Consider the following 15,723-nt stretch of genomic DNA (forward strand, 5'->3'; position numbering starts at 1 on the left):
CTTAAGCCTGATTACCCGCCAATGTATGACAGGTTCTGAGTAATTCCGGTGTTGCCCTGATGCAGGAAGTGAGTTTGCTTTTTATGCGTCAGCGCTTCGGAAATGCGCGCTTCAAGCGCGTCCTGTTGAGCATCATCTTCCAGCAGATCGCGCAGATCGACGCCGCCATCGCCAAACAAGCAAAGATGCAGCTTGCCGACAGAGGAGACGCGCAGGCGGTTACAGCTGGCGCAGAAGTCTTTTTCATACGGCATGATAAGCCCGATTTCCCCTTCGTAATCAGGGTGACAAAAGACCTGCGCCGGGCCGTCGCTACGCTGGCGGATCTGGTGGATCCAGCCGCGCTTCAGCAACTCGTCGCGCAGCACCATGCCGGAAATGTGATGACGACGGAACAACTCACTGCCCTCGCCGGTTTCCATCAGCTCAATAAAACGCAATTGAATGCGACGTGGTTTGATCCACGCCAGAAAGGTGTCCAGTTGATGATGATTAACATCGCGCATCAGCACCGTATTGACTTTGACCTTGTCAAAACCGGCAGCAAACGCTGCGTCAATACCGTCCATCACCTGCCGGAACTTGTCCTGGCCGGTAATGGCGTGGAACTGGCGGGCATCGAGGCTGTCCACGCTGACGTTAATCGCCGTCAGGCCAGCATCGCGCCAGTTCGCCACATCACGGGCCATGCGATAGCCATTGGTGGTCACCGCAATTTGACGGATACGCTCGTTTTCACGCACCGCCGCGATAATGTCAGGGAAGTCACGACGCAGAGAGGGTTCACCACCGGTCAGGCGGATCTTTTCCGTGCCGAGTTCAGAGAACGCCCGCGTGACGCGGCGCACTTCATCCACGGAGAGAAAGCCGTTATTGGTGACGCTGCCCGGTTTGTAGCCATCAGGCAGACAGTAGGTGCAACGGAAGTTGCACACATCGGTAATCGACAGACGTAAGTAGAAAAACTTACGCGCGAAAGCATCAGTAAGTTGTGAAGCCATGTACACCTTTCCAGATACGGGAGGCACAGTCATTTCTTTCTGTACCCTGGTGGCAAATCCGCCACGGCCAGAGCGCCATATCTTTCGACACAGGCACAAAGGCTAGAGTGTATGTTTTCAAATTTGAAAACGTGGTTAAGGCGATAGTAGCGCGGAAATCACCACTTCGCCATTATCGCCTTTCGCTATATAATTACCTTTATAGCGGTGTAATCGTGCATTTTCGCTACAGAATACGCAAAAACAGCACTTTCGCATTGATATACGTCATTTTGCGTCGGGTGAAGCATCGTCTTTTAGGGGTAGTTAGGGTACTGTTACGCTGTTCGAACGTAATAAGGAATGTGTATGCGCAATCGCACTTTTGCGGATCTTGACCGTGTGGTCGCTCTCGGTGGAGGCCACGGTCTGGGACGGGTAATGTCCTCTTTGTCTTCACTGGGCTCAAGGTTAACAGGGATAGTCACTACGACCGATAACGGAGGATCTACAGGACGGATCCGTCGTGCCGAAGGTGGGATCGCCTGGGGTGATATGCGCAATTGTCTTAACCAGTTAATCACCGAACCGAGCGTCGCCTCGGCAATGTTTGAGTACCGTTTTGGTGGTAATGGTGAACTTTCCGGGCATAACCTCGGAAATCTGATGTTAAAGGCGCTGGATCACCTGAGCGTACGCCCGCTTGAGGCCATCAATTTAATACGAAATCTGCTTAAAGTAGATGCATTCCTGATCCCGATGTCTGAACAACCGGTCGATTTGATGGCAATCGACGTGGAAGGCCATGAAGTTTATGGTGAAGTAAATATCGACCAGCTCTGCCTGCCGCCGAAAGAGCTTATGACATATCCGGCCGTGCCCGCGACGCGCGAAGCCGTTGATGCTATCGGCGAAGCGGATTTGATCCTGATTGGGCCGGGCAGTTTTTATACCAGCCTGATGCCCATTCTGCTGGTCAAAGAGCTGGCCCAGGCGCTGCGCAGAACCCCTGCACCAGTGGTCTATATCGGTAATTTAGGGCGTGAACTGAGCCCGGCGGCGGCAGGCCTGACGCTTGCGGATAAGCTCGGCATCATGGAGCAGTACGTCGGGAAAAAAATCATCGATGCGGTGGTGGTCGGGCCGAAAGCGGATGTGTCAGGAATTAGTGCCCGCGTGGTGGTGCAGGAGCCGCTGGAAGCCAGTGATATTCAGTATCGCCACGATCGCCATCTGCTGCGCGAAGCGCTGGAAAAGGCGATTCAGGCGCTGGGCTGACAAAAAACCCCGGTGGCGCTGCGCTTACCGGGGCTACAAAAGACGCTAATCCCGTAGGCCCGGTAAGCGCAGCGCCACCGGGCAAAAACGGCTCAGGACGCAGCAATAAACAGATCCCGCAACTGATGCAGCTGGTCACGGATTTGCGCAGCCTCTTCGAACTCCAGGTTCTGCGCGTGCTGCATCATCTGCCCTTCCAGTTCGTGAATTTTCTGCTGCAGCGCTTTCGGCGTTAGCTCAACGGTATCTGGCTCAACCACAGAACGCGCTTTACCGCGCCCTTTCGCTTTGGTCTTCGCAATGTTCTGACCCAGTGCCAGAATATCCACCACCTTCTTGTTCAGCCCCTGCGGGATGATCCCGTGCTCTTCGTTATAGCGCTGCTGTTTCTCGCGACGACGTTCCGTTTCGCCAATCGCTTTCGCCATCGACGGCGTAATTTTGTCACCGTACAGAATCGCCTTACCGTTGATGTTACGTGCGGCACGGCCAATGGTCTGGATCAACGAACGTTCAGAACGCAGGAAGCCCTCTTTGTCGGCATCCAGAATCGCCACCAGCGACACTTCCGGCATGTCCAGGCCTTCTCGCAGAAGGTTAATCCCCACCAGTACGTCAAACTCGCCCAGACGCAGGTCGCGGATAATTTCCATACGCTCTACGGTATCGATATCCGAGTGCAGATAACGCACCCGCTCCCCATGTTCTTCAAGATATTCGGTCAGATCTTCCGCCATACGTTTGGTCAGCGTCGTGACCAGCACGCGCTCGTTGATGGCAGAACGGATACGGATTTCAGACAGCAGGTCGTCAACCTGCGTGGCAACCGGACGCACCTCAATCACAGGGTCAAGTAAACCTGTCGGACGCACTACCTGGTCAACCACCTCATCACCGGATTTCTCCAGCTCGTAACTGCCCGGCGTTGCCGAAACGTAGATGCTTTGCGGGGCAAGTGCCTCAAACTCTTCAAACTTCAGCGGACGGTTATCCAGCGCCGACGGTAGACGGAAACCGTACTCCACCAGCGTCTCTTTACGGGCGCGGTCACCGCGATACATCCCGCCGATCTGCGGGATCGTCACGTGAGATTCATCAATCACCAGCAAACCATCTGCCGGAAGGTAGTCAAACAGCGTGGGTGGTGGCTCGCCCGGCCCGCGTCCTGAGAGGAAGCGCGAGTAGTTCTCGATACCGGAGCAGTAACCCAGCTCGTTCATCATTTCCAGATCAAACTGGGTTCGCTGGCTTAAGCGCTGTTCTTCCAGCAGCTTATTGTTCGCCAGAAGCACCTTACGGCGATCGGCCAGTTCATCTTTGATCTCTTCCATCGCCTGTACGATACGCTCACGTGGCGTGACGTAGTGCGTTTTTGGGTAGATGGTAAAACGCTGAATAACCGACTCAACATGTCCGGTCAGCGGGTCGAACAGCGACAGGCGCTCAACCTCTTCATCAAACAACTCAACGCGCAGCGCAATATCGTCCGATTCTGCCGGGAAGATATCGATAACCTCACCACGCACGCGGAACGTACCGCGCTGGAACGCCTGGTCATTACGGGCGTACTGCAGCTCCGCCAGACGGCGCACAATCGCGCGCTGATCGATGATCATCCCCTGAGTCAGGTGCAGCATCATCTTCAGGTAAAGATCCGGATCGCCCAGACCGTAGATAGCAGAAACTGAAGCCACTACGATTACGTCACGGCGCTCCAGAAGCGCTTTTGTCGCCGACAGACGCATCTGCTCAATGTGTTCGTTCACCGAAGCATCTTTTTCGATAAAAGTGTCAGAGCTCGGGACATAGGCTTCAGGCTGGTAGTAATCATAGTAGGAGACGAAATACTCCACCGCGTTATCCGGGAAGAACTCTTTCATCTCTCCGTACAGCTGTGCCGCCAGGGTTTTGTTCGGGGCAAGCACCATTGTGGGGCGTTGCAGGTCGGCAATCACGTTAGCGATGGTAAAGGTCTTACCCGAACCGGTCACCCCCAACAGCGTCTGGTGTGCCAGCCCATCTTCCAGCCCCTCCTCCAGACGACGGATCGCCTCAGGCTGATCGCCTGAAGGACGGAAAGCAGAATTCAATTTGAACGGTTTACTCATGGGCGACAACCTGATGACGTAAAAAGCGGCAGGTGAGTAATTTTACTCGTTGTTGCCAGGAATGCCAGTAAAAAACACTGGATGAAAAACCAGTGGCGTGTCAGGATATTTAGAGTAGCGTGCAGATGATTAGCGCGTTACCGGTCAAAATTTAGACCGCGACAAAATAAAACACCAGCGAACCAGGGTTATCCCCAGAACTTTTTCTTTTTTAACATTTGTCAAGCCATGTAATGAAAGTTTTAGAGCAATGGATGACCGTTTGATTGCAGCAATTGCTTTTATCTAACAAATTGATTAATAAACAATATTTCCTAAAGCCGTGTTTCGCATCAATTTGGGCGTAACCCGCGTATTCTCTCGCTTATCGCGTGTTTTCTAACTCTAATACACATGGTTATCCACAGGAATGGTGGATAACTGCTTCCAGCCCGTACAGACCGCCACTCAGCAAATTCCCGGTTTTTCCCACCGGGCGGTGACAAAAAATTTTTATCACTCTTTTTTGATGATAATCAGTTGAGTTATTCATAACGCCCTGGTGAGATCTTACTCACAATTCCGCATTTTCGATCGCTGCACCACGACCCAACACCTCTGGCACTGTCGCTGTGCAATTCGGTAATCCACCGCCCGTCTGACGGTGACTTATTCCTAAAAAAGCCTCTTTTTTAATCAACTTAATGGTTCTGGCAGGCGTTTTGCACATTCCAGAAAGAGCCTTACCCGTACCCTTTTTAAGGAGAGAAAAATGTTGAGTCTGCGCGCAGTCAATCAGTTCTACGGAAGCCAACATACGCTATGGAATGTCGATTTAGATTTACCGCAAGGTTTATGCACGGGTGTCGTTGGCCTTCCGGGCATGGGCAAAACAACCCTGATCAATTGCATCACAGGAAATTTGCCCGTGGAGAGTGGCACCATCATCTGGCATGAAGCCGGTGCCCCACCGCAAGATTTACTCAGCCAGGCCCCCGAACAGCGTGCAGTGTCAGGGATTGGCTACGTTCCTCAGGACAGACGGATCTTTTCTCAGTTAACCATTGAGGAGAATCTGCACATCGCCATGCGGGCAACGGGAATTGCTGATCCTGCAGCAAAACGTGATGTTTATGACCTGTTTCCGCAGCTTTACTCGCTGCGACAAACCCACGCCAGGGGGCTTTCCCCTGACGACCAGTATCAACTTGCCCTCGCCAACGCGCTCGTGAACCGTCCACGCATACTGATCCTTGATGAACCGATGCATGGTGCAGGACACAGCTTCGCCCAGAAGCTGGGGCAACTGCTGGCGCGTCTTAACCGGGAATTAGGGATGACGGTGCTATTAGCCGAACAACAGCTGTCGTTTATCCGCCGGGTTGCAGATCGTTTTTGTATGCTGTATCGCGGGCGTAACGTGGCACAGGGCCACGTTAACGAGCTGGATGATGAGCTTATCGCTCACTGGATGTCACTGGAGGCAAGACGCTGAGATCGAGATAGTGTCCGGTTTCGGCACACTCTGCGTCGTCGGCAAGCCACGGGATCTCCCCGAGGAACGGCGCAGGAAGTGCCCGTTTGAGCGTTGCCAGATACTCATGATGGCGTTTTCCTGGAGCAACCACGTCGTTGGCTATCCAGCCCGCCAGACGCAGACCAGACTGTTGAATGGCGTGAGCGGTCAACATGGCGTGGTTGATACAGCCCAGCTTCACACCGACCACCAGGATCACCGGAAGCTGTTCTGCCTGCACCCAGTCCGCAAACGTCTGATCGTCTGAAAGCGGCGTAAACCAGCCGCCCGCCCCTTCCACCAGCACCCAGTCAGCCTGGCTTTCCAGCGCCCGCAGCCCGGCAGACAGCACGGAAAAATCAATCGGACGGCCTTCGTCTGCACTGATGATGTGCGGTGAGGTCGGCTCAGCAAAGGTGTACGGATTTACCGCCGGATAGGCGAGCACCAGGCTGCTGTTACGCTGTAGCGTCAGCGCGTCGCTATTGCGCAAGCCTTCCGGCGTCATCTCGCTGCCTGAGGCTACCGGCTTATACCCGGCAGTGGTTTTTCCCTGCAGACGCGCAGCCTGCAGCAGCGCAGAACTGGCAACCGTTTTCCCCACTTCCGTATCTGTTCCGGTGACAAAATAACGTTCAGTCACGTTCGATAATCCCATGAAAAAGTTGATAAGAGAGCGGGAAGAGACCCCGCTGTTGCGGCCAGGCCTGTTCCAGACGCTGCAGCTCCCCACGGGTGAGTGGTTTTCTCTCCCGCCCGGCATGCAGGTGTGTTGCGCCTATCCCCTTCAGGGAGCGCATAGCGCTGAAAGCATCGCTGAAGTTGAGCGTGATGGTTTGCACCGCGCAGCGATAGCGCCAGCCTGACAACGCCTGCGTGACCTGGTCGTGGGATAAAAACCGGTTGGCATGCGGCTGTTCATCCACTGCGCGCCAGGCCTGATTCAGCTCCGGTAATGAGCTTTCCAGCAAGGTGGTAAAGGCCACTTTGCCCCCCGGACGCGCCACGCGATAAAGCTCACCGGCTGCCCGGTTCAGGCTGCTGCACCACTGCACCGCCAGATGGCTCCAGACGAGGTCAAACTGTGCATCCGGCAGCGGGATAGCCTCGATATCGGCCACCAGATAGCAGTCTGCCGCCTGTTGCAGTCGTGCCTCGTCAAGCATCTGAGCTGACAGGTCAATCGCCGTGACGTGGCTCCCCGCCTCGCGCCAGTAGCGGCTGTGACTTCCCGGGCCACAGCCTGCGTCCAGCACCTGTGAAAACGCGTTCTCACCGAGCGTGGCAAGCAGCCCCTGTGCGCTCTGGCGCTGCAGTTCATCGTGCTGCGAATAGCTCCTGGCTGCCCGGCCAAACGCCGCTGCAATGGCCTGCTTATTGACTGGCGACATGCAGTGCCTCCAGAAGAGCATCAATATCCTGTGCTTTGTGCGCTGCCGTCAGCGTCAGGCGCAGACGGGCGGTGCCCGGTGGCACGGTCGGCGGGCGAATCGCGGTGACCCACATTCCCCGTTCGCGCAGCGCCTGTGCCAGCGCTAATGCCCGGCTGTTTTCGCCGACAATAACGGGCTGAATAGCGCTCAGTGAGTCCGTACTCTGAAATGGCAGCGCCCCTAACCCCTGGCGAAAACGATGAATATGTTCCGCTAACCGCTGCCGACGTTCCGCACCTTCTTCGCTGCGGATCACCGCCATCGACGCGGACAACGCCACGGCCTGCGCGGGTGGCATACTGGTGCTGTAAATCAGATGTCGTGCGAACTGCAACAAATAATCGGCCACGGGATCGCTGCACAACACGGCAGCGCCGCTCACACCAAAGCCCTTGCCGAAGGTGACCACCAGTAGCTCCGGCTTCACGTTTTGCTGGTACGCACTTCCCCGCCCTTCATCACCCATCACGCCAATACCGTGGGCATCGTCGACCAGCAACCAGCCATTTTGCTGTTTCGCCGCGTCATGCAACGCACGCAACGGCGCACTGTCGCCGTCCATGCTAAACACCCCTTCCGTCACCACCAGCTGTTGTCCGGCGCAGGGTTTGTCCAGCAGGGTTGAGAGCTGCCCGGCATCGTTATGTGCAAAACGCCGCAGCTGCGCCGGGCTTAAATTTGCCGCCTCCAGCAGGGAGGCGTGGCTTAGACGGTCGGCAACAATCCGGTCATCTTTGCCCATCAGAGCGGCGATGACCGCCTGATTGGCGGCAAAACCCGAGATAAACAGCAGCGCACGCGGGTAACCCAGCCAGTCGGCAAGCGCCTCCTCCAGCGCCCGATGCGCCGTCGTATAGCCGCTGACGTGGCCCGAACCCCCGCTGCCCACGCCAAACCGTGCCGCGCCATCCTGCCAGGCGCGAACGATTGCCGGATGCTGGCTCAGACCGAGGTAATCGTTACTGGAGAAATTACAAAACTGCCGATCTTCACGGGTGAGAAAACGGCCTGCGCCGTTTTCTACTACTCTGCGTACCCGAAAAGCATCCGCCGCCCGGCGTTCTTCCAGGGCGGAATTGATACGCTGTTGCCAGGTCATACGGCTGCCGCGTTGTAGAACTGTTCAGTGTCGGCGTTGAAAATCTGCTGCTCCAGCTGCTGCTGTTGCTCGTTGTCACCCGTCAGCACCTCAGTCTGATGCGGGTTCAGCCCCAGCTTGCGGAACAGCTGTACGTCTTTGTCCTCTTCCGGATTCGGCGTGGTCAGCAGTTTGCAGCCGTAGAAGATAGAGTTAGCCCCGGCCATAAAGCACATCGCCTGCGTCTGTTCACTCATCTGCTCACGACCCGCAGAAAGGCGTACAAACGAGCCTGGCATCATGATGCGCGCCACCGCGATGGTGCGGATAAAATCAAATGCATCCACGTCGTCGTTATCCGCCAGCGGTGTGCCTTTGACCTTCACCAGCATGTTGATGGGCACACTTTCCGGCGGGGTTGGCAGGTTCGCCAGCTGCAACAACAAACCGGCACGATCTTTCACCGTTTCACCCAGTCCGACGATCCCACCGGAACAGACTTTGATGCCTGCATCGCGGACTTTATCCAGCGTATCCAGACGCTCCTGATAAGTGCGCGTGGTGATGATGTTGCCGTAAAACTCCGGCGACGTGTCGAGGTTGTGGTTGTAGTAATCCAGCCCTGCTGCCGAGAGGCGCTGCGCCTGCTCTTCGTTCAGCGTGCCAAGGGTCATACAGGCTTCCAGCCCCATCTCCTTCACGCCCTTCACCATCTGCTCCAGATATGGCATATCGCGTTCGTGCGGGTTTTTCCACGCTGCGCCCATACAGAAACGGGTCGAACCGGCGTTCTTTGCCTTGCGCGCAGAGTCGAGCACCTGCTCCACTTCCATCAGACGTTCGGATTCAAGACCGGTTTTATAGCGCGCACTCTGCGGGCAATATTTGCAATCTTCCGGGCATGCGCCGGTCTTGATCGACAGCAGCGTACTGACCTGAACATGGCGCGGATCGAAGTGCTGACGGTGTACCTGTTGGGCTTCAAACATCAGCTCCAGGAAAGGTTTATTGAATAATTCAGTAACTTGCGACATCGTCCAGCGTGCGTGGTGAGCCATTGGGCTTCTCCAAAGGGTTTTGTTAATTTTCGGTTCGGTTTATACTCGTAAACCTAAAACTTTTCAAAATGGTTTACAAGTCGATTATGACCCAGGACGATCTCGCCTTCGACAAGCAGCATATCTGGCACCCCTACACCTCCACGACCACCCCCTTGCCCGTCTATCCGGTAGCTTCAGCTCACGGGTGTGAACTGCATCTCGCCAGCGGCGAAGCGTTGGTTGACGGGATGTCCTCCTGGTGGGCGGCCATTCACGGGTACAACCACCCGCGTCTGAATGCCGCAATGAAAACGCAGATTGACCAGATGTCGCACGTGATGTTCGGCGGGATCACCCATCAACCTGCGGTTGACCTTTGCCGTCGCCTGGTGGCGATGACCCCCGACGCGCTGGAGTGCGTGTTCCTGGCGGATTCCGGCTCCGTGGCCGTTGAAGTGGCGATGAAAATGGCGCTGCAGTACTGGCACGCTAAAGGTGAACCTCGCCAGCGTTTCCTCACCTTCCGCAACGGCTATCACGGAGATACCTTCGGCGCGATGTCGGTCTGTGACCCGGATAACTCCATGCACAGCCTGTGGAAGGGGTATCTGCCGGAGAACCTGTTTGCCCCGGCACCACAGAGCCGGTTTGATGGCGAGTGGAATGAAGCCGATATGGTGGGCTTTGCCCGTCTGATGGCGGCACATCGCCATGAAATTGCTGCCGTTATTCTTGAGCCGGTTGTACAGGGCGCGGGTGGAATGCGGATGTATCACCCGGAGTGGCTGAAGCGTATTCGTAAGATGTGCGACCGCGAAGGTATTCTGCTGATTGCCGATGAGATCGCCACCGGATTTGGCCGCACCGGCAAGCTGTTTGCCTGCGAACATGCGGGTATCGCGCCGGATATTCTGTGCCTGGGGAAAGCCCTGACCGGCGGCACCATGACGCTCTCTGCCACGCTCACCACCCGCCACGTTGCCGACACCATCAGCAACGGCGAAGCGGGCTGCTTTATGCACGGCCCGACGTTTATGGGCAACCCGCTGGCCTGCGCGGTGGCAAGCGAAAGCCTTGCCATTCTGGAAAGCGGTGAGTGGCGCATGCAGGTCTCAGCCATTGAAATGCAGCTCAGACACGAACTGAGTGCAGCCTCTGGCGCTGAGTTCGTGGCGGACGTTCGTGTGCTGGGTGCCATCGGCGTGATTGAGACAACCCATCCGGTGAACATGGCTGCACTGCAGCGCTTCTTCGTTGAACAGGGTGTATGGGTGCGTCCTTTCGGTAAGCTTATCTACCTGATGCCGCCGTATATCATTACTGAAGCTCAGTTGAGTAAGCTGACGGATGCCGTCGTTGCAGCCGTTAACATTCCCGCACATTTTTCGATTTAACCCAATGTGTTAGCTTCGGTACTCTGTTTATGCATTACACTTTTTCCATGATCGGGTACCGAGGGTAAATCGTATGAACATCACCAGTCAGGATCTGCGCGACGGCGAAAAGCTGCCTGAACGCCATGTTTTCAACGGGATGGGATATCAGGGGGATAATATTTCTCCGCATCTGGCGTGGGACGATATCCCTGTGGGAACCCAAAGTTTTGTCGTGACCTGCTACGACCCGGATGCCCCAACCGGCTCCGGCTGGTGGCACTGGATTGTGGCTAACCTGCCTGCGCATACGCGTGAATTGCCGCAGGGCTCAGGCTCCGGTCGGGTTGCCCTGCCTGGCGGTGCTATCCAGACCCGTACCGATTTTGGTAAAGCGGGTTACGGTGGTGCAGCACCACCAAAAGGGGAAACCCACCGCTATATCTTCACGGTGCATGCGCTGGACGTAGACAAGATTGAGGTCGATGAAGGGGCGAGCGGCGCGATGGTAGGCTTTAACGTGCATTTCCACTCGCTGGGTAGTGCGTCGATTACGGCGATGTATTCGTAATAGTGCGGGCTGATGCCCTCACCCCGGCCCTCTCCCACAGGGAGAGGGCGAAAACCTAACCATTCCCTCTCCCTGTGGGTTGAGTGATCCCCACAAATTACAGGTTGGCACAGAATACCCCCTCTCCCTTGAGGGAGAGGGCTGGGGTGAGGGGGAACATAAAGCAGTAGTGGTTATTCCGTTCACTTTATGTTGATTGCTACTCTGTAACGACGATACAGGTGAACGTGCCAGGGCGGTTCACCGCCACCGCCTGGGGAACCCTCAGCCCTGTGGGAGAGGGTTAGGGAGAGGGCAAAAACATCACAGCACGGAAGGCAACAACCCCACCAGCCGTCCTTCATCCAGAAGCTGCATCGCCTTATCAATATCCGGGGCAAAGAAGCGATCGTCATCGTAATGTGAAACCTGCTCGCGCAGCACATGACGCGCCTGCTCCAGCAGCGGACTGGATTTTAGCCCCTCACGCAAATCCATCCCCTGACAGGCTGCCAGCCACTCGACGGCCAGCACGCCACGGGTATTGGATGCCATTTCCCACAGACGACGCCCGGCAGCCGGAGCCATAGAGACATGGTCTTCCTGGTTCGCTGACGTTGGCAGGCTGTCCACGCTGTGCGGATGCGACAACGCTTTGTTCTCGCTCGCCAGCGCCGCAGCCGTCACCTGAGCAATCATAAAGCCCGAGTTGACCCCGCCGTTACGTACCAGGAACGGTGGCAACTGGGACATATGTTTATCCATCATCAGCGCGATACGACGCTCTGATAAGGCTCCCACTTCGGCAATCGCCAGCGCGATATTATCCGCCGCCATCGCCACAGGCTCCGCGTGGAAGTTACCGCCGGAAACCACCTCGTTTTCCTGCGCGAACACCAGCGGGTTATCGGACACCGCGTTGGCTTCCACCAGCAGCACCTCTGCCGCCTGGCGCAGTTGCGTCAGACACGCCCCCATCACCTGTGGCTGACAGCGCAGCGAGTATGGATCCTGCACCTTGTCACAGTTGTGGTGTGAATCTGCAATGCCACTGGTCTCGGTGAGCACATGGCGGTACATCGCGGCGGCGTCAATCTGCCCCCGCTGACCGCGCACTTCGTGAATGCGGGCATCGAACGGACGACGAGAGCCAAGCACGGCCTCCGTGGTCAGCGCACCACACACCACCGCCGAAGCAAACAGATCTTCCGCTTCAAACAGACCGCGCAGCGCAAATGCCGTCGACGCCTGAGTCCCGTTGAGCAGCGCCAGCCCCTCTTTCGCCGCCAGCGTAATTGGCGTTAACCCGGCTTTTTTCAGCGCCTCTTTCGCAGGAAGCCACTCCCCCTGCCAGCGCGCTTTGCCCTCACCCAGCAACAACAATGACATGTGCGCCAGCGGAGCCAGGTCGCCGGACGCGCCGACAGACCCCTTCGCCGGGATCCACGGATACACTTCCGCATTCACCAGCGTCATCAGCGACTGGATCACGCTCAGACGAATACCGGAGAAGCCGCGCGCCAGACTGTTGATTTTGAGCACCATCATCAGACGGACAATCTCATCATCCAGCGGCTGACCGACGCCCGCGGCGTGCGACAGCACCAGCGAACGTTGTAAATTTTCCAGATCGTGCGTGGCGATACGGGTCTGCGCCAGCAGGCCAAACCCGGTGTTGATACCGTAGGCGGTGCGCCCTTCGGCAACGATAGCTTCAACGCAGGCGACGCTGTCATTAATAGCGCGATGGGCACTTTCATCAAGCGAGAGCGTGACTGGTTGACGCCAGACGTTACGCAGCTGTTTTAACGTCAGTGAACCTGGGGTGAGTGTTAATGCGTTCATTAATGCTTTCCTTGTGTGGCAGGGATCATCGGCAGGTTTAGCCCCTGCTCTTTGGCACATTCAATCGCAATCTCGTAACCCGCATCGGCGTGACGCATCACGCCCGTTGCCGGGTCGTTATGCAACACGCGGGCGATGCGCGCTGCAGCTTCATCCGTGCCGTCGCACACGATGACCATCCCCGAATGCTGGGAGAAGCCCATCCCCACGCCGCCACCGTGGTGTAATGACACCCAGGTTGCACCGCTGGCGGTATTCAGTAAGGCATTCAGTAACGGCCAGTCGGACACCGCATCGGAGCCATCACGCATGGCTTCAGTTTCACGGTTCGGGCTGGCAACGGAGCCGGAGTCCAGATGGTCACGGCCAATGACAATCGGCGCGGACACTTCACCGCTGCGCACCATTTCGTTAAAGGCCAGGCCGAGTTTTTGCCGCCACTCCAGCCCTACCCAGCAGATACGCGCCGGTAAGCCCTGGAAGTTGATGCGCTCACGGGCCATATCCAGCCAGTGGTGCAGGTGTTCGTCGTCGGCGACAATCTCCTTCACTTTGGCATCGGTTTTGTAGATGTCCTCCGGGTCACCGGACAGGGCAACCCAGCGGAACGGACCAATGCCCCGGCAGAACAGCGGACGAATATAGGCAGGAACGAATCCTGGGAAATCAAACGCATTACTGACGCCCATCTCTTTCGCCATCTGGCGGATGTTGTTGCCGTAATCAAAGGTCGGAATGCCCATCTGGCTGAAGGCCAGCATGGCGCTGACGTGCCCGGCCATTGAACGTTTAGCGGCAAGCACCGTGCCTTCCGGGTCAGTTTCGGCTTTTTGCTGATAGGCTTCCCACGTCCAGCCTTGCGGCAGATAACCGTGCAGTGGGTCATGGGCGCTGGTCTGGTCGGTGACGAGATCCGGACGCACGCCACGGGCCACCAGTTCAGGGAGAATGTCCGCCGCGTTGCCGCACAGCGCAATCGACACAGCTTTGCCTTCGGCGGTGTATTTTTGAATACGTGCCAGCGCATCGTCCAGGTTTTCAGCCTGTTCATCGACGTAGCGGGTACGCAGGCGGAAATCAATGCGGCTCTGCTGGCACTCAATGTTCAGCGAGCAAGCTCCGGCAAGGGTCGCGGCCAGCGGTTGTGCGCCGCCCATCCCGCCCAGGCCTGCGGTGAGTACCCAGCGGCCTTTCAGCGAGCCGTTATAGTGCTGACGACCGGCTTCGACGAAGGTTTCGTAGGTGCCCTGCACAATCCCCTGGCTGCCGATATAAATCCAGCTGCCCGCCGTCATCTGGCCATACATTGCCAGCCCTTTGGCATCCAGCTCGTTGAAGTGTTCCCAGGTTGCCCAGTGCGGTACCAGGTTCGAGTTGGCGATCAGCACGCGTGGCGCGTTCTTATGCGTTTTAAACACGCCAACTGGTTTACCGGACTGCACCAGCAAGGTTTCGTCGTGTTCAAGATTGGTCAGGGATTCAACAATTGCGTCATAGCATTCCCAGTTGCGAGCGGCGCGGCCAATGCCGCCGTAGACCACCAGCTCGTGAGGATTTTCCGCCACCTCAGGATCAAGGTTGTTCATCAACATGCGCAGCGGTGCTTCGGTGAGCCAGCTTTTTGCGGTAAGTGTGGTACCGCGCGGGGCGCGGATATCCTGCTGGCGGTATTTACCTGACGACATTGTGTGTTCCTCATTCGGGACAGAAGATACAAATAGATATACTTGTATAGACAAGCACACACAAGGCCGAATTTAACAAAAAAGATACAATTTTGTTATATTGCGTTAGCTATCACGCTTTTAAAACTTATGACATAAAGTGGCCCTGCAGCCGGTAACGATCCCCGGGGAAAAGCAGCTTTGCATGCGACACAATCTGCGATGATGACCAGGTTCGACGGCGGATCAGCAGGCACGGATCATGCTCCTTAATCCGCAACAGCTCGCACTCCTGCGGTGTGGCGCGCACCGCTTCCACGATGTGCTCCCCTTCCGTCAGCGGTGCAACGAGCGAAAGATACGCATGCGGCGTAGTGTGGGTATAATCCTGAACAAGGTAATCCGGCACCCGCTCAGCATTTACGCAGCGGTCTTCAATCTGCACCGGAATATCGTTCTCAAAATGCACCATCACGGAATGAAAGATGCGGGTTCCCTCCTTGACGTTCAGCTCCACGGCCTGCTCGGCGCTGGCCTGCGTCTCTTCGAGCACCAGTACTTCGCAATGGTGCTGATGGTTACGCGCAGCAATCTCATCGGCAATGCTGCGGATTTCAAACAGCGCTGACTGTCCTTTGGGTTCAGCCACAAACGTTCCGACCCCCTGCAGGCGCACCAGAAGACCTTCATCCGTCAGTTCGCGTAGCGCCCGGTTGATGGTCATCCGGCTAAAACCAAACTGCGCCACCAGCTCAGCCTCCGACGGAATGCGATCGTGAGGACGCCAGACGCCAGCAGCAATTTTTTCGCTTATCGCCTGCTTTACCTTTTCATAAAAAGGCGCAGGAGGGCTGGATTGAGGTGAGCGAGAAAACATCA

Annotated in this window: 13 protein-coding genes and 1 riboswitch; of the genes, 4 read left to right on the forward strand and 9 right to left on the reverse strand. The window is 56.5% G+C overall.

All coding sequences use genetic code 11. The features are described 5' to 3' along the window. Positions 1–11: 11 nt before the first annotated feature. A complete protein-coding gene (gene moaA / locus ACJ9N4_RS01465) occupies positions 12–1,001 on the reverse strand; it encodes a GTP 3',8-cyclase MoaA (RefSeq protein ID WP_182919639.1) in 990 nt (329 codons plus the stop codon). Further along, positions 989–1,123, reverse strand: a riboswitch (molybdenum cofactor riboswitch). (Overlaps the previous gene by 13 nt.) A 226-nt stretch (positions 1,124–1,349) precedes the next feature. Here moaA and yvcK point away from each other — a divergent pair. Beyond that, on the forward strand, positions 1,350–2,258 hold the full coding sequence (gene yvcK, locus ACJ9N4_RS01470) for a uridine diphosphate-N-acetylglucosamine-binding protein YvcK (RefSeq protein ID WP_182919638.1): 909 nt from the start codon (positions 1,350–1,352) through the stop codon (positions 2,256–2,258). 92 nt (positions 2,259–2,350) lie between these two features. Here the strand turns inward: yvcK and uvrB are convergent, their stop codons facing one another. Continuing rightward, positions 2,351–4,366: an excinuclease ABC subunit UvrB gene (uvrB, locus tag ACJ9N4_RS01475; protein ID WP_182919637.1), complete on the reverse strand. Its 2,016-nt coding sequence runs from the start codon at positions 4,364–4,366 to the stop codon at positions 2,351–2,353. Positions 4,367–5,117: 751 nt separating this feature from the next. On the opposite strand from uvrB, the gene ACJ9N4_RS01480 reads away from it, so the two are divergent. Continuing rightward, complete coding sequence (locus tag ACJ9N4_RS01480) at positions 5,118–5,840, forward strand: ABC transporter ATP-binding protein (RefSeq protein ID WP_182274195.1); 723 nt, start codon at positions 5,118–5,120, stop codon at positions 5,838–5,840. Here the strand turns inward: ACJ9N4_RS01480 and bioD are convergent. The 4 genes from bioD to bioB are packed head-to-tail and all read right to left on the reverse strand — an operon-like array spanning position 5,803 to position 9,430. Then, entirely contained in the window at positions 5,803–6,504 is a 702-nt protein-coding gene (gene bioD / locus ACJ9N4_RS01485; protein WP_182274194.1) for a dethiobiotin synthase, read from the reverse strand. The genes ACJ9N4_RS01480 and bioD overlap by 38 nt on opposite strands. After that, positions 6,497–7,252: a malonyl-ACP O-methyltransferase BioC gene (gene bioC / locus ACJ9N4_RS01490; protein WP_182919636.1), complete on the reverse strand. Its 756-nt coding sequence runs from the start codon at positions 7,250–7,252 to the stop codon at positions 6,497–6,499. Before bioC ends, bioD begins: the two co-directional genes overlap by 8 nt. Then, entirely contained in the window at positions 7,236–8,393 is a 1,158-nt protein-coding gene (bioF, locus tag ACJ9N4_RS01495; protein ID WP_182919635.1) for an 8-amino-7-oxononanoate synthase, read from the reverse strand. Before bioF ends, bioC begins: the two co-directional genes overlap by 17 nt. Further along, positions 8,390–9,430 (reverse strand): biotin synthase BioB, encoded by a 1,041-nt coding sequence (gene bioB / locus ACJ9N4_RS01500; protein ID WP_182919634.1) that lies wholly within the window; start codon positions 9,428–9,430, stop codon positions 8,390–8,392. Before bioB ends, bioF begins: the two co-directional genes overlap by 4 nt. An 86-nt stretch (positions 9,431–9,516) precedes the next feature. On the opposite strand from bioB, the gene bioA reads away from it, so the two are divergent. Continuing rightward, positions 9,517–10,806: an adenosylmethionine--8-amino-7-oxononanoate transaminase gene (gene bioA / locus ACJ9N4_RS01505; protein ID WP_411500202.1), complete on the forward strand. Its 1,290-nt coding sequence runs from the start codon at positions 9,517–9,519 to the stop codon at positions 10,804–10,806. A gap of 73 nt (positions 10,807–10,879) precedes the next feature. Beyond that, entirely contained in the window at positions 10,880–11,356 is a 477-nt protein-coding gene (locus tag ACJ9N4_RS01510; RefSeq protein WP_182919632.1) for a kinase inhibitor, read from the forward strand. Between the two features lie 303 nt (positions 11,357–11,659). Here ACJ9N4_RS01510 and hutH read toward each other — a convergent pair whose 3' ends face one another. From hutH to ACJ9N4_RS01525, 3 genes are all read right to left on the reverse strand, one after another. After that, a complete protein-coding gene (gene hutH / locus ACJ9N4_RS01515; RefSeq protein ID WP_182274188.1) occupies positions 11,660–13,180 on the reverse strand; it encodes a histidine ammonia-lyase in 1,521 nt (506 codons plus the stop codon). Beyond that, positions 13,180–14,865 carry a urocanate hydratase gene (hutU, locus tag ACJ9N4_RS01520; RefSeq protein ID WP_182274187.1) on the reverse strand — a complete coding sequence of 562 codons (1,686 nt, stop codon included), beginning with the start codon at positions 14,863–14,865 and terminating at the stop codon, positions 13,180–13,182. The genes hutH and hutU overlap by 1 nt, the downstream gene beginning before the upstream one ends. Before the next feature lie 127 nt (positions 14,866–14,992). Further along, complete coding sequence (locus ACJ9N4_RS01525) at positions 14,993–15,721, reverse strand: histidine utilization repressor (RefSeq protein ID WP_182274646.1); 729 nt, start codon at positions 15,719–15,721, stop codon at positions 14,993–14,995. Positions 15,722–15,723 lie beyond the last annotated feature (2 nt).

The sequence above is a fragment of the Enterobacter sp. LM3 genome, from assembly GCF_046622475.1.
GTDB lineage: Bacteria > Pseudomonadota > Gammaproteobacteria > Enterobacterales > Enterobacteriaceae > Enterobacter > Enterobacter cloacae_P.